This is a genomic window from Geodermatophilus sp. URMC 61, assembly GCF_052931555.1.
The window spans coordinates 91310-105814 of sequence record NZ_JBRFHZ010000002.1 but is presented as its reverse complement, the minus strand read 5'-3'; the positions used below and the strand labels follow the sequence as shown (position 1 = coordinate 105814).

At 75.8% G+C, this 14505-nt stretch carries 12 protein-coding genes; 7 read left to right on the top strand and 5 right to left on the bottom strand.

What is annotated here, in order from left to right:
* Positions 1-163: 163 nt before the first annotated feature.
* Entirely contained in the window at positions 164-2716 is a 2553-nt protein-coding gene (gene pepN, locus ACU610_RS00545) for an aminopeptidase N (RefSeq protein ID WP_446765782.1), read from the top strand.
* Positions 2717-2835: 119 nt separating this feature from the next.
* Here the strand turns inward: pepN and ACU610_RS00540 are convergent, their stop codons facing one another.
* Genes ACU610_RS00540 through ACU610_RS00530 form a run of 3 tightly spaced genes read right to left on the bottom strand, consistent with a single transcriptional unit; the run spans position 2836 to position 5228 of the window.
* Positions 2836-3300, bottom strand: coding sequence for a DUF5130 family protein (locus ACU610_RS00540; RefSeq protein WP_446765781.1), 465 nt, complete (start codon positions 3298-3300; stop codon positions 2836-2838).
* A 51-nt stretch (positions 3301-3351) separates the two neighbouring features.
* Positions 3352-3765, bottom strand: a complete 414-nt coding sequence (gene ctaJ / locus ACU610_RS00535; RefSeq protein ID WP_446765780.1) for an aa3-type cytochrome oxidase subunit CtaJ — start codon at positions 3763-3765, stop codon at positions 3352-3354.
* 38 nt (positions 3766-3803) lie between these two features.
* Entirely contained in the window at positions 3804-5228 is a 1425-nt protein-coding gene (locus ACU610_RS00530) for an amidase (protein ID WP_446765779.1), read from the bottom strand.
* A gap of 24 nt (positions 5229-5252) precedes the next feature.
* On the opposite strand from ACU610_RS00530, the gene ACU610_RS00525 reads away from it, so the two are divergent.
* Together ACU610_RS00525 and kynU are read left to right on the top strand one after the other, a co-directional pair.
* A complete protein-coding gene (locus ACU610_RS00525) occupies positions 5253-6458 on the top strand; it encodes an MFS transporter (RefSeq protein WP_446765778.1) in 1206 nt (401 codons plus the stop codon).
* A gap of 10 nt (positions 6459-6468) precedes the next feature.
* Positions 6469-7740, top strand: coding sequence for a kynureninase (kynU, locus tag ACU610_RS00520; protein WP_446765777.1), 1272 nt, complete (start codon positions 6469-6471; stop codon positions 7738-7740).
* Between the two features lie 88 nt (positions 7741-7828).
* On the opposite strand, the gene ACU610_RS00515 is transcribed toward kynU, so the two are convergent.
* Together ACU610_RS00515 and ACU610_RS00510 are read right to left on the bottom strand one after the other, a co-directional pair.
* Positions 7829-8692, bottom strand: a complete 864-nt coding sequence (locus ACU610_RS00515) for an SCO6745 family protein (RefSeq protein WP_446765776.1) — start codon at positions 8690-8692, stop codon at positions 7829-7831.
* Positions 8693-8807: 115 nt separating this feature from the next.
* On the bottom strand, positions 8808-9344 hold the full coding sequence (locus tag ACU610_RS00510; protein ID WP_446765775.1) for an HNH endonuclease: 537 nt from the start codon (positions 9342-9344) through the stop codon (positions 8808-8810).
* A 214-nt stretch (positions 9345-9558) separates the two neighbouring features.
* On the opposite strand from ACU610_RS00510, the gene ACU610_RS00505 reads away from it, so the two are divergent.
* From ACU610_RS00505 to ACU610_RS00490, 4 genes are all read left to right on the top strand, one after another.
* Positions 9559-11655: a prolyl oligopeptidase family serine peptidase gene (locus ACU610_RS00505; RefSeq protein ID WP_446765774.1), complete on the top strand. Its 2097-nt coding sequence runs from the start codon at positions 9559-9561 to the stop codon at positions 11653-11655.
* Between the two features lie 84 nt (positions 11656-11739).
* On the top strand, positions 11740-12756 hold the full coding sequence (locus ACU610_RS00500) for a mechanosensitive ion channel family protein (protein WP_446765773.1): 1017 nt from the start codon (positions 11740-11742) through the stop codon (positions 12754-12756).
* The gene (locus tag ACU610_RS00495; RefSeq protein WP_446765772.1) at positions 12642-14069 is read left to right on the top strand and encodes an MFS transporter; all 1428 of its coding nucleotides are present in this window, start codon (positions 12642-12644) and stop codon (positions 14067-14069) included. Before ACU610_RS00500 ends, ACU610_RS00495 begins: the two co-directional genes overlap by 115 nt.
* Positions 14066-14491, top strand: a complete 426-nt coding sequence (locus tag ACU610_RS00490) for a globin (protein WP_446765771.1) — start codon at positions 14066-14068, stop codon at positions 14489-14491. Before ACU610_RS00495 ends, ACU610_RS00490 begins: the two co-directional genes overlap by 4 nt.
* Positions 14492-14505 lie beyond the last annotated feature (14 nt).

The window sequence follows — 14505 nt, the reverse complement described above, 5'->3', positions numbered from 1 at the left end:
GGTGCGCCGGTGTCGTCTCTGCCGGGTGCCAAGCCGGCCGGGGGAGGCGTTGTTCCCGCGGTGCCCCGCGGTCGCCCGGGCGGTGGCCCGGGCGGTCGCCCGGGCGGGTGGCCTCCCGGTCCAGGTCGGGGGCGTGTCGGGGGGCCGTGGGAAGCTCGCCTGCGTGGCCGTACCCAACCTGACCCGCGATGACGCCGCCGCCCGCGCCCGACTGCTGGCGGTCGACAGCTACGACGTCCAGTTCGACCTGACCGACGGCGCCGGGCACGCCGGCGAGCACACCTTCGGGTCGACGACGACGGTGCGGTTCACCTGCCGCGAGCCCGGGGCCGGCACCTTCATCGACCTGGTCGCCGAGAAGGTCCACTCGGCCACGCTGAACGGCGAGCCGCTGGACGTCTCGGCCTACAGCGAGGAGGGCGGCCTGCCGCTGCCCGGGCTGGCCGCCGAGAACACCCTCGTCGTCGAGGCCGACTGCCGGTACTCCAACTCCGGCGAGGGGCTGCACCGCTTCGTCGACCCCGAGGACGGGCAGGTCTACCTCTACACGCACTTCGAGCCGGCCGAGGCCAAGCGGGTGTTCACCTGCTTCGACCAGCCCGACCTGAAGGCCAGCTACACGGTGCACGTCACCGCGCCGTTCGACTGGCAGGTCGTCTCCAACACCGGCGAGCGCACCGTCGAGGCGGGCCCCGGCGGCTCCCAGCTGGTGCACTTCGGGCCGACGAAGCGGCTGTCGACCTACCTGCTCGCGCTGATCGCCGGCCCCTACGCGAAGGTGACCGACTCCCACGAGGGCATCCCGCTGGGGCTGTACTGCCGTGCCTCGCTGGCCCGGTACCTCGACCCCGAGGAGCTGTTCCGGGTCACCAAGCAGGGCTTCGACTTCTACCACCGGGTCTTCGACTACCCGTACCCGTTCGACAAGTACGACCAGCTGTTCGTGCCGGAGTTCAACGCCGGGGCGATGGAGAACGCCGGCGCGGTGACCTTCCTGGAGGACTACGTCTTCCGGTCAAAGGCCACCCGGGCGCGCTACGAGCGGCGCGCGGAGACCGCGCTGCACGAGCTGGCGCACATGTGGTTCGGCGACCTGGTGACCATGCGCTGGTGGGACGACCTGTGGCTCAACGAGTCCTTCGCCACGTACATCTCCACGCTGTGCCAGGCCGAGGCCACCGAGTACACGACCGCGTGGACGACGTTCGCCAACACCGAGAAGGCGTGGGCCTACGCGCAGGACCAGCTGCCCTCGACCCACCCGATCGCCGCCGACATGGTCGACGTGGCCGCGGTCGAGGTGAACTTCGACGGCATCACGTACGCCAAGGGCGCCTCGGTGCTCAAGCAGCTGGTGGCCTACGTCGGCCGCGACCAGTTCCTGGCCGGGATCCGCCGCTACTTCCGCACCCACGAGTACGGCAACACCACGCTGGCCGACCTGCTCGGCCCCCTGGAGGAGAGCACGGGCCGCGACCTCACCGAGTGGGCGCGGCAGTGGCTGGAGACCAGCCAGGTGAACACGCTGCGGCCGGTCCTCGAGCTCTCCGACGACGGCCGGTACGCGCGCGTCGCGATCCAGCAGACGGCGGTGCCCGAGCACCCGGTGCTGCGGCGGCACCGGCTGGCCGTGGGCCTCTACGACAGGGGGCCCGAGGGGCTGACCCGGCGCACCCGGGTGGAGCTGGACGTCGAGGGTGAGCTGACCGAGGTGCCCGAGCTCGCCGGCCACCCCGTGGCGGACCTCGTGCTGGTCAACGACGACGACCTGACGTACGCCAAGCTGCGGCTCGACGAGCGCTCGCTGGCCACCCTGCAGGAGGCGATCGGCACCATCCCCGACCCGCTGCCGCGCGCGCTGTGCTGGTCGGCGGCCTGGGACATGACCAGGGACGCGGAGCTGCCGGCCCGCGACTGGGTGGCACTGGTGCTGGCCGGGGTGGACGCCGAGACCGAGATCAGCGTCGTCCAGTCGCTGCTGGCCCGGGTGCAGTCGGCGCTGGCCAACTACGCCGATCCCCGCTGGGCCGAGACCGGCTGGCGGGCCCTGGCCGACAAGGCCCTGGCCGCCCTCGAGGCGGCGGAGCCCGGCAGTGACACGCAGCTGCAGTGGTCGCGCACCTTCGCCGCCGCCGCCCGGACCGAGGAGCACGCCGCCGTGCTGCGCGGTCTGCTCGACGGCTCCCGGGTCGTCGAGGGGCTGCCGGTCGACGCCGACGCCCGCTGGGCCTTCCTGCACGGCCTGGTCGCCATCGGTGCCGCCGGGGACGCCGAGATCGCCGCCGAGGAAGCGCGCGACGCCACGGCGACCGGGCAGCGGCGGGCCGCGACCGCACGGGCGCTGCGGCCGACGGCGGCGGCCAAGGAGGAGACCTGGCAGCGGGCGTTCCACGACGACACCGTCCCCAACGCGGTGCACGAGGCGATGCTGCAGGGCTTCTGGCACCCCGCCCAGCGGTCGCTCACGGCCGGCTACGTCGAGCGGTACTTCGCCGACATCCGCCCGCTGTGGGACCGGCGTCCCGGCGAGATCGCCAAGAACGCGGTGCAGTACCTCTTCCCGCCGGTGGTCGAGCTGCGCACGGTGCAGGCCGCCGACACCTGGCTGGCCGACCCCGACCACCCGGCGCCGCTGCGCCGGCTGGTCGCCGAGGGCCGCGACGGGATCGCCCGGTCGCTGCGGGCCCGGGAGCGGGACGCCGCCGCGAGCGACTGAACCGTCGAACGCGAGAGGCCCAGGACCCGACGGGTCCTGGGCCTCTCGCGTTCGACAGCCGTCCCCGGCCCCCCTGCAGGGCCCCGCCGCGAGCCTGCGAGGGGCGGGGGCAGGGGGCCTCAATGGGTGCGCAGCCCCCGGGGGTGGCCGGCCTGGTCCGACAGCTGGCGCAGGCCGTTGACGATGCCGCCCACCAGGTCGCCGGTGGCGAAGGCGTTGGTCATCGACAGCACGGCCAGGGCGCAGGCGCGGTCGGGCAGCCGGCGCGCGGCCGCGGCACCGGTGACGACCTCGACGACCCGCTGGCCGGGCGAGACGGCGATGAGCACCGACTCGGGCAGGTCCGAGCCGGAGCGCTCGAAGAGCTCCTCGGCGCGGGCCCGGGTCTGGGAGCCGAGGTCACCGATGTAGAGGGTGAAGCGCAGCCCGGTCTCCCGGGAGGACATGGTCAGTGCCTCGTCGATGCGCAGCAGCTCGCGGTAGCTGAAGATCGAGTCCGGGGCCTCGGCCTCGTCGGCGCGCGTCGCCGTGGTGCCGGCCGACGTCGCGGTGTCGTGCGACGTCGCTTCGAGTGCGCTGGTCATCTCCCGCCTCCGTGGGGGATCTCGGGGGTGCTGCGGTGGACGATCACGCGGTCACCAGGTCCCGCGGGCGCCGCCGAACGGACGCGCTGCGGCCGCGGCGGACGGACCGGCCGCCAGGACGCGCGCCCCGATGGCGCCGTGCGTGCCGTCGCCCCCGCCGTGGGGCGCGGTCGGCGCACCGGGCTGACCGGTGTTCCGCTCGCCGTGCTGTTCCGGGTACATGGACGAGCCCAGCGCGGTGGTCCCGTCACCGGGGACGGCGGCGGGGCCGTGCGCCTCGGTGGGGCCGTGGCCACCACCGCCGACCGGGTGCGGCTCGTACCAGACCGGCTCGTGCTCCCACGGCTGGCCGGGCTTGTAGCGCGGCTTCTTGCGCCGCCCGGGGACGAGGGTGAGCAGGGCCAGGACGGCCACCACGGCCAGCGGGGCCACCGCGTAGACGAGGATGGTCTCGACGACGGTCACGTCCCTCAACCTACCGGCAGCCGCCGCTGCTCTCATGATCAGTACCAGGACGGCGGGTGGCGGTGCGCCCAGGGGCGGGCGGCCTCCAGCTGGGCGGCCAGCGCGATGAGCGTGACCTCGTCCGCGGGCCGCCCGACGAGCATCGTCCCGACCGGTAGCCCGTCGTCGGTCCAGTACAGCGGGACGCTCACCGCCGGCTGACCGGTGACGTTGAAGACCGCGGTGAAGGCCGCGTAGCGCTTCTGCCGCTCGAAGTCCGCGGCACCGTCGCCGTCGGCGTCGAACCAGCCCAGCGGCCGCGGCGTCATGGTGGTCACCGGAGCGAGCAGCACGTCGTAGCCGGCGGTGGCGGTGGTGAAGCGGCGGGCGAACAGCCGCAGCGCGGTGAGCGCCTCCATCGCCTGCTGCGCCGACAGCGCCAGGCCGCGGGCCCGCAGCTCCCGGGTGAGCGGCCGCAGCTCGCCGACCCGCTCCGGCGGCACCGGCAGCAGCGTGCCCGAGAGGGTCCACACCCGCTCGAAGGCGGCGAGGACGTCGGGGCCCAGCAACCCGACCGGCACGTCCTCGACCTCGTGCCCGAGGTCCCCGAGCAGGCGGGCGGCGTCGTCGAACGCCGCCTGCACGGCCGGCTCCAGCCCGGCGTCGGCCATGGGTGACTCCAGGTACCGGCCGATGCGCAGCCGGCCGACCGGTCGGTCGGCCGCACCGAGGAACGTCTCGCCGGGCGGCAGCGGCGGCGCCCACGCCGGGTCACCGGTCACCGGCCCGGCCATCGCGTCGAGCAGCACCGCCGCGTCGCGCACGGTGCGGGCCAGCGGACCGTTGGTGCCCAGCCCGGTGACGTCGCCGCCGAGGGGCGCGTTGCTCACCCGGCCGCGGCTGGGCTTGATGCCGACCAGGCCGTTGATGCTCGCCGGGATGCGGATCGACCCGCCGCCGTCACTGCCCTGCGCGACCGGCAGCATCCCGGCGGCCACGGCGACCGCCGCTCCCCCGCTGGAGCCGCCGGCCAGCCGGCCGGGGTCCCACGGGCAGCGGGCCGGGCCGGCCAGCTCGTTGTCGGTGTAGCAGGGGAATCCGAACTCGGGCGTGTTCGTCTTGCCGAGGCTGATCGTCCCGGCCTCGGCCAGCCGGGTCACCACCGCGTCGTCGACGGTGGGGACGTTGCCGGCGAGCACGGTGCTGCCGAACGTCGTCCGGACGCCGGCGGTGTTGTTGAGGTCCTTGACCGCCGTCGGGACGCCGAGCAGCGGCGGCAGCTCGCCGCCCTCGCGCAGCCGGCGCTCGGCACGGCGGGCCCCGGCCAGGGCGCGCTCCGGGGTCACGGTGAGGAAGGCGCCGAGGCCGGCGTCGAGGGCCTCGACCCGGCGCAGCGCGTGCTCGACGAGCTCGGTGGGGCTCACCTGCCGCGACCGGACGGCGGCCGCCTGTTCCAGCGCGGTCAGATCGTGCAACTGCGTCACGGCCGCGAACGCTAGCCTCCGCCCGTGACGCTCGGCCGCCCGTTCTGGACCTTCTGGACGGCGGCGGTGCTGGTCAACCTCGGCGACGGCATCCGGCTCGCGGCCTTCCCCCTGCTCGCGGCGTCCCTCTCACCGGACCCGTTCACCGTGGGCGCGGTCGCGGCGGCGGGCACGCTGCCGTGGCTGCTCACCGGCCCGGTCGCCGGTGTCCTCGCCGACCGGCACGGCGCCCGGCTGGTCCTGCCGTTGGCCGACGCCGGGCGCGCGCTGGTGCTGCTCGTCCTGGTCGGGCTGCTCCTGGCCGGACGAGCCCCTGTCCCGGTCGTCGCGGCCGCCGCCTTCCTGCTCGGGGTCGGCGAGACGGTCCGGGACGTGGCGTCCGAGACCGTCGTCCCCCGGCTGGTCCCCCAGGTGCTGTTGGAGCGGGCGAACGGGCGGCTGAGCGCGGGCACCGTCCTCGGGAACGAGTTCGTCGGCCCGCTGGCCGGCGGGGTGCTGTTCGCCGCCGGCGCCGCGCTGCCCTTCCTCGTCAACGGCGCCACCACCGCGCTGGCCGTCCTCCTGGTGCTGTGGCTCCCGGCCGCGCTGCTCTCGGCGGTGGCGGCGCCGCCGGGACAGCGGGAGCCGGGATGCCGCAGTCTCCGCGCCGGGCTGGCATGGCTGGCCGGCGACCGGCCACTGCGCGCCCTGGCCCTCGCGGTCGCCGCCATCGCGCTCGCCGACAGCGCCTGGTTCGCCGTCTTCGTCGTCTTCGCCGAGCAGCGGCTCGGGCTCGGTCCGGCCGGCTTCGGGGCGCTGCTGGCGCTCGGTGCGGGCGGTGGGCTGGTCGGGGCGTTGCTGGCCGACCGGCTGGTCGGTGGGCGGCGGCACCGGCCGGTGGTGGCCGGCAGCGCGCTGCTGGCCTCCGTCACGCCGTCCCTGCTGCTGGTCGCCGGGGAGCTGTGGGCGGCCGGCGTGGTCGTCGTCGCGACCAGCGCCGCGTTCGGGACACTCAACGTGGCGGCCGCGTCGCTGCGCCACCGGGGCGTCCCCATCCACCTGCTCGGCCGGGTGACCGCGACCTGGCGCACCGGCGTCTACGGCTGCTCCGCCCTCGGCGCGCTGAGCGGTGGACTGCTCGCCTCGACCGCGGGGCTGGACGCGCCGTTCCTGGCCGGCGCGGCCCTCGGCGCCGCGGCCGCCGTCGCGTGGTGGCTGGCCTCGGCACCGCGCCCCCGTCCGGCGGGGTAGACACAGCCGCGTGGACCTGACCCGCGCCGCCGCCGCGGCCCTCGACGCCGCCGACCCGCTGGCCGGGTTCCGCGCCCGGTTCGCCGGCGCGGGGGACGATGCTTCCGACCCCACCCGCCCGCTCTACCTGGACGGCAACTCGCTGGGGAGGATGCCGGTGGAGACGCCGGCCGCGCTCGCGCGGGTGGTCGAGGAGGAGTGGGCGCGGGGCCTGGTGCGCTCGTGGTCGTCGTGGATCGGCGCCGCCACCCGGGTGGGAGACCTGCTCGCCGAGGGTGTGCTGGGCGCGCGGGCGGGCGAGGTGCTGGTGGGTGACTCCACCACGGTCGACCTCTACAAGCTGCTGGTGGCTGCCGCGGACGCCCGGCCAGGCCGCGACGTGCTCGTCTGTTCCGCCGACGACTTCCCCACCGACCGCTACGTGGTCGCCGGGGTGGCGCAGGCGCGCGGGATGACCGTGCGCGAGGTGCCCGCCGACGTCGACGAGGGGCTGGACCCGGCGGTGCTGACCGCGGCGCTGGACGAGCGGGTCGCCGTCGTCGTCCTGTCCGCGGTCGCCTACCGCTCCGGGGCGCTGGTCGACGTCGCCGCCGTCACCCGGACGGCGCGGGAGGCCGGGGTGCTGGTTGTCTGGGACCTGTCGCACGCCGCGGGCGCGGTGCCGGTCGACCTGGCGGCCAACGGCGTCGACCTGGCCGTGGGCTGCACGTACAAGTACCTCAACGGCGGGCCGGGCGCCCCGGCCTTCCTCTACGTGCGCCGCTGGCTGCAGGAGCAGCTCCGGCAGCCGATCTGGGGATGGTTCGGTCAACGCGCCCAGTTCGCCATGGGCCCGGTCTACGACCCGGTCCCGGGTGTGGAGCGCTTCGCCGTCGGGACGCCGCCGGTGCTGGCGCTCGCCGCGGTGGAGGTCGGCGCCCGGCTGGTGGCCGAGGCCGGGGTCGACCGGCTGGCGGCCAAGGGCCGCGCGCTGGGTGAGCTGATCGTCGCCCTGGCCGACGCCTGGCTGGCGCCGCACGGCGTCGCGCTGGCCTCACCCCGCGACCCGGCCCACCGCGGCACGCACGTGACCCTCGCCTCCCCCTGCGCCTGGCAGCTCACCCAGGCGCTGGTCGACCGGGGCGTCGTCCCCGACTTCCGGACGCCGGATCGCGTCCGGCTGGGCCCGGCGCCGCTCTACACCCGCTTCGTCGACGTCTGGGACGCGATGGCCTGCCTCCGCGACGTGCTGGCGAGCGGGGCGCACGAGGCGTACCCGACCGAGCGCGCCCGCGTGACCTGAGGAACGGCCCTCGTGCAGGAACCCGCCGTGGCCCCGTCCAGAGGCTCGCCGCGAGCCTGCGAGCGGTGAGGGGGACGGGAGTCCTTCTTCAGTCCGGGTCGGGGACGCCGATCGGGTTGCCCTCCGGCCAGACGCCCGCCGCCACGACCGTGCGGCGCACCGGCCTCAGCAGCGCGGCCAGCCGGTCGCAGCGCGCGTCGCCGAGCGCCTGCCACGGACCCAGCGCCAGCCGGTCGGTGTCGGCCTCGACGGCGGCGACGATCGCGGCGCCCTCCGCGGTGAGCTCCTCGCCGGCCAGCCAGCCGCGGGCAGCGAGCGCGCCGGCGGCGGCGTCCCACGCGGTGTCGTCCCACCCGCGGGCGCGCATCAGCCACTCCCGCGCCGTCCGCCCGGCCGCGGCGGCCAGGACGTGCGCACCGACGCCGGAGATGCCCCGCTGCAGCAGGGCCGCGTTGTGCCCGTCACCGCGGTACTCGCGCAGCGTGGTGAGGGACTGCCAGACCGACAGGTGCGGCTCCGAGGGCACCGGCAGCCCGGCGTTGGCCGCGGCCAGCGGGCGGCCGGGGGCGTCCACCGCCGCGGCGGCGACGGCGAGCAGCTCGGCGGTCTCCGCCGCGGCGGCCGAGCCGGGCCACTCCTCCCCCAGCACCCGGCGCACCGCGGCGTCCACCCCGGCCAGCCGCGCGTCGAGCACCGTGGCCGGGGCGGCCACCTCCCACACCGCGGGCACGCGCCGGGCCACGAACGCCGGCGCGAAGTTGTAGAAGGTCGCCGTCACGACCTCGGCACCGACCGGGCCCAGCGGCGCGGCGCGCTGCGCGAAGTAGGTGCTCCAGAACCCGCGCAGCCCGGTCGCCTCGGCCGCCGACCGGGACCCCTCGGCGAAGTAGGTGAGCGCGTGGTACGGCTCCCCCAGCGCCCACAGCCGCCGCGCCGTGGCTGGTGAGGTCATGAGAAGGACCCCCTGCCCCCCACCACTCGTGGGAGGACCCCGTCCTCCCCACCCTTCGCCCGCTCAGGGCGGGGCCCGGGACGAGGCCGGGGCCCGTGCAGGCGGCCAGGCTCTCTCATGCGCTGACGCTCTCCGGCATGCCGAGCCACTCCCGCCAGCGCGGGTCGACGGTGCGCGCGCCGAGCAGCCGCCAGGCCGCACCGCTCGGGGTCCGGGGCGGGTGCGGCAGCTTCCAGCCGAGCTCGGCCAGCGACCGGTCGGCCTTGGTGTGGTTGCAGCGTCGGCAGGCCGCGACGACGTTGTCCCAGGTGTGCGTGCCGCCGCGGCTGCGCGGGACGACGTGGTCGATGCTCGTGGCCGAGCCGCCGCAGTAGACGCAGGTCGAGGCGTCGCGGTGGAACACCGCCCGTCGCGACAGCGGAACCTGTGCCGGGTAGGGCACGCGGACGTAGCGGGTCAGGCGCACCACCACCGGCACCGGCAGGGACACCGTCTCGGCGTGCACCTCCTCGGCCGCGCTGTGCACCGAGACCGCCTTGTCGGCGAGCACGAGCACGATGGCGCGCCGGCTGGAGACCACGCACAGCGGCTCGTAGGTGGCGTTGAGCAGCAGCGTCGCGGCTGCGGTCGACCGCGCCGGGACGGGGGCCATCGGATGGGAGTGGTGGTCGCGCCGCGGACCTGGCTGGCCTGCGGACGACCCGGACGCGGTACGCGGCACGGGGCACCTCCGGCGCCCGGGGCCGCGCGCCGGGTGCAGTGCGACCCGTGGGCGACCCCATTCTGACCTGCGAACCCGCTCCCGCGCTCCCGGGAGGTGTTCCGCGGGCTCGGGAGCGGCTCGGGCCGTCACTACCGTGGGCCGCGTGCGCTACCCCGAGGCCCCCCGGCTCGACCTGGTCGAGCACCTGCACGGACACGCCGTCGCCGACCCCTACCGCTGGCTCGAGGACCCCGCCGACCCGCGGACGGCGTCCTGGACCGCCGCCCAGGACGAGCTGACCGCCGGGGCGCTGGCCGCCCTGCCGCTGCGCGACCGCTTCGCCGCGCGGCTGGGCGAGCTGGTGCACGCCGGCGCCGTCGGCGTCCCGGTGTGGCGGGCCGGCCGCGCCTTCTCCACCCGGCGCGACCCCGGCCAGGAGCACGCCGTGCTGCGGGTGCGCGAGCCCGACGGCGACGAACGGGTCCTGGTCGACCCCATGGCGGTCGACCCCTCCGGCACCACGACGCTGGACGCCTGGTCACCGTCCTGGGAGGGCGACCGGCTGGCCTACCAGCTCTCCACCGGCGGCGACGAGGAGTCGCGGCTGTTCGTGCTCGACGTCGCCACCGGCGAGCAGCTCGACGGGCCGATCGACCGCTGCCGCTACTCCCCCGTCGCCTGGCTGCCCGGCAGCGAGGACCTCTTCTACGTCCGCCGGCTGGCCCCCGAGCTGGTGCCCGCCGGTGAGGAGCAGTTCCACCGGCGGGTGTGGCGCCACCGGGTGGGCGCCGACACCGACGGCGACGTCCTCGTGCACGGCGAGGGCAGCGACCCGGCGACCTACTTCGGCGTGCGCACCAGCCGCGACGGACGCTGGCTCGTCGTGTCGGCGTCCATCGGCACCGCACCCCGCGACGACGTGTGGCTGGCCGACCTCGCCATGTCGCCTGGCGGCGGGCCGGCGCACCTGCGGGAGCTGCAGGTCGGCGTCGACGCGCAGACCGCGGCGTGGGTCGCCCGGGACGGCCGGCTCTGGGTGATGAGCGACCGCGGCACCCCCCGCTGGCGGCTGGCCGTCGCCGACCCCGCGGACCCCGCCACCTGGACGCCGGAGGCCTGGCGTGACGTCGTCCCGCAGCAGGAGGACGGCGTGCTCACCGACGTGGCCCTGGTCGACGGCCCGGACGGCTGGCTGCAGGTGCTCGCCGTGCACTCGGTGGACGCCACCGACCGGCTCTCGGTCTGGGCCGCCGACCCCGCCGACTCCCCGCCCGCCCCGCAGGCCGAGGTCGGTGCCCTGCGCGCCGGGAGCGTCTCCGGCGTGAGCGCGCCCCCGGAGGGCGGCACCACCGCCTGGGTCGGTTTCACCGACTTCTCCACCCCGCCGTCGGTGCTGCGCTGGGACGCCGCCGACCCGGCGTCCCTGACCAGCTGGGAGCAGGCGCCGGTCGCCGGCGACGTCCCGGAGGTCCGGGTCGTGGAGACGCACGCGACCTCCGCGGACGGGACGCCGGTGCACCTGTTCGTGGTCTCGCGGGTCGGGGTGCCCGACCGACCGCGGCCCACCGTGCTCTACGGGTACGGCGGCTTCGACGTCGCCCTCACCCCGTCCTACTCGGCGCAGGCCCTGGCCTGGGTCGAGGCCGGCGGCGTGTGGGCGGTGGCCAACCTGCGCGGTGGCTCCGAGCACGGCGAGGAGTGGCACCGCGCCGGCATGCGCGAGCGCAAGCAGAACGTCTTCGACGACTTCGCCGCCGCCGGGGAGCACCTGGTCGCCGAGGGGTGGACGACGCACGCGCAGCTGGCGGTGATGGGTGGCTCGAACGGCGGCCTGCTGGTCGGCGCGACCCTGACGCAGCGCCCGGACCTCGCGGCCGCCGTCGTCTGCAGCGCGCCGCTGCTGGACATGGTCCGCTACGAGCGCTTCGGCCTGGGCCGCACGTGGAACGACGAGTACGGCAGCGCCGAGGACCCCACGGAGCTGGGCTGGCTGCTGGGCTACTCGCCCTACCACCGGGTGGTGGCCGGGACGGCCTACCCGGCGGTGCTGTTCACGACCTTCGAGTCCGACACCCGGGTCGACCCGCTGCACGCCCGCAAGCTGGCCGCGGCGCTGCAGCACGCCACGTCGTCGGACGCGCCGGTCCTGCTGCGGCGGGAGACCGCGGTCGGCCACGGCGCCCGGGCGGTCAGCCGGACCGTGGGACTGGCCGCCGACCAGCTGGCCTTCCTCGCCGCGCACACCGGCCTGACCGGCTGATCCCGGCGGATGTGCCGCGCCACACCGAACTCGGCACGACGACAACGCTGGGTTGCTCTTCCTGCACCTGAGAGTATCGCCGTGATGACTGCTTCACCCTCCGTGATCACTGCCGCTGCCGACGACGCCGGGACCGGCTCCGTACCCGACTGCGCCGACTACTGGCTCTGTCAGCAGGTCTACGAGTGGTCGGGCGCCGACTGGCTGGCGGAGAACGCCCGGGCACTGATCGCCACACCGGCGCGGATCCTGTTCATCGTCGTGGTCGCCGTCCTGGTGCGGTACCTGGCGCACCGGGCGATCCGCCGGCTGACCGACACCACCGCCGTCGGCCCGCTGCCCTCGATCCTGCGGGCCCGGCGGCTGCGCGCCACCGCCCTGGGGGACGGCGCGGAGCAACTGACCGCGCGGCGCACCCAGCGGGCCGAGGCCATCGGGTCGGTGCTGCGCAGCTGCGCCTCGATCCTGGTGCTGGGCATCGCGGTGGTGCTCGTGCTCGGCGAGCTGGGCATCAACCTCGCCCCCATCCTGGCCAGCGCCGGAGTGGTCGGCGTGGCGCTGGGCTTCGGCGCGCAGAACCTGGTCAAGGACTTCATCGCCGGGATCGGGATCATCCTCGAGGACCAGTACGGCGTCGGTGACGTCGTCGACCTCGGGGAGGCCAGCGGCACCGTCGAGGCGGTCGGCCTGCGGATCACCCGGCTGCGCGACGTCAACGGCGTCGTCTGGTACGCCCGCAACGGCGAGATCCTGCGGGTCGGCAACAAGAGCCAGGGCTACGCGCAGGTCGTCATCGACATGCCGGTCGCCCACGACACCGACCTGGAGCGCTGCCGGACGGTCATGCAGGAGGTGGCCGACGCGATGTACGCGGAGGAGGGGTGGGCCGACGTGCTGCTGTCCGAGCCGGAGTCCCTCGGCGTCGAGATGATCACCGCAGAGGGCGTCGTCATGCGCCTGCAGGTCCGTGCCACCAACGCCGACCAGTGGCGGGTCGGCCGCGAGCTGCGGCTGCGGCTCAAGGAGCGCTTCGTCATCGAGGGCATCCGCACGCCCGTGCCGCTGCTGTCCGCGGCCGGCGTCCCGGCGGGAGCGTCCTGAGCGGCAGCACGCCGGCCGGCGGGAACCCGGCCGGCGCCACCGCGCGCCCGGCGACCTTCCGGGACCTGTTCGCCGTCCGCGAGTTCCGCCCGCTGTTCGGCACCTACCTGCTGTCGACCATCGGCGACGAGCTCGCCCGCGTCGCGCTGACCGTGCTGGTCTACCAGCGCACCGACTCCCCGCTGCTGTCGGCGGTCACCTTCGCGATCAGCTACCTGCCGTGGCTGCTCGGCGGGCCGCTGCTGTCGACCCTGGCCGACCGGTTCCCCCGGCACCGGGTGCTCATCGCCACCGACGCCGCGCGCGCCCTGCTGGTCGCCGGGATGGCCGTCCCGGGGACGTCGCTGCCGCTGCTGCTGGGCCTGCTGCTCGTCGTCGCGGTGTGCGGGCCGCCGTTCGAGTCGGCCCGCTCGGCGCTCATGGCCGACGTCCTCGACGGCGACCGGTACGCGCTGGCGACGTCCCTGACCAACGTCGGCTCGCAGGTGGCGCAGGTCCTGGGGTTCGTCCTCGCCGGCACGCTCGTCGCCGTCCTCGACCCGTCGGCGGCGCTGCTGATCGACGCGGCCACCTTCGCCGTCTCGGCGGTGTGGCTGTGGGCGCGGCTGCAGCGTCGCCCGGCCCCTGACGACGGCGGCGAGGGCGAGCGGTCCCGCTCGATGTTGCGGGACGCGGCCGAGGGGCTGCGGCTGATCGGCCGGACGCCGCGGCTGCTGGCGATCATCGCCGTCACCTGGGTGGGGGCGCTGTTCGCCAACGCACCCGAGGGCATCGCCGTGCCGCTGGTCGAGCAGCTGGGCGAGGGCCCGGCCCAGGTCGGCGTCCTGCTCGCCGCCAACCCCGCGGGGCTCACCGTGGGCGGACTGGTGGTCGCTCGCGCCCTCACCCAGGAGCGCCGCGAGCGCCTCGTGCCGCCCCTCGTCGCGCTCTCGCTGGCGCCGATCCTGCTGGCCGGCCTGGTCACCGTCTGGGGCGGACCGGGCACCGGCGCCTACGCGACCGTCCTGGGCCTGCTGTTCGTCGCCGGGCTGGGCGGCGCCTGGACCATCCCGCTCAACGTCGCCTTCGTGCAGACGGTTCCCCCGGCCTACCGCGGCCGCGCCTTCGGCGTCGCGGTCAGCGGGCTCTACGGCGTCCAGGGCATCGGCGTGCTCGGCGCCGGCGCCCTGGCCGAGGGGCTGACCCCCGGGACCGTGGTGGCGCTCGTCGGCGCGCTCGGATTGCTGGCCGTGACCCCGCCGCTGGTGGGCTACCTGCGTACCCAGGGTCACGTGGCAGCGGCTGCCCCGGCTGAGAGACCATCGGAGGCATGAGCCGATCCCTGCCGTCGGCGCGGACCTTCTACGAGGAGGTCGGCGGCGCCCCCACCTTCCGTCGGCTCGTGGCCCGCTTCTACGCGGGGGTGCGCACCGACCCGGTGCTCGCGCCGCTGTACCCGCAGGACGACTGGGCCGGCGCCGAGACCCGGCTGCGCGGCTTCCTCGAGCAGTACTGGGGCGGCCCGACCACCTACTCCGAGCAGCGCGGCCACCCCCGGCTGCGGATGCGCCACGCGCCCTTCGCCATCGGCCCCGCCGAGCGCGACGCGTGGCTGCGCCACATGCGCGACGCCGTCGACTCCCTGGAGCTGACCCCCGAGCAGGACGCGACCCTGTGGGGCTACATGGAGATGGCCGCGCGCAGCATGCAGAACCGCTGGCCCGACGACGCGCCCGGCGGCCTCTCCATAGCCTGACGAAGGAGCCCGTC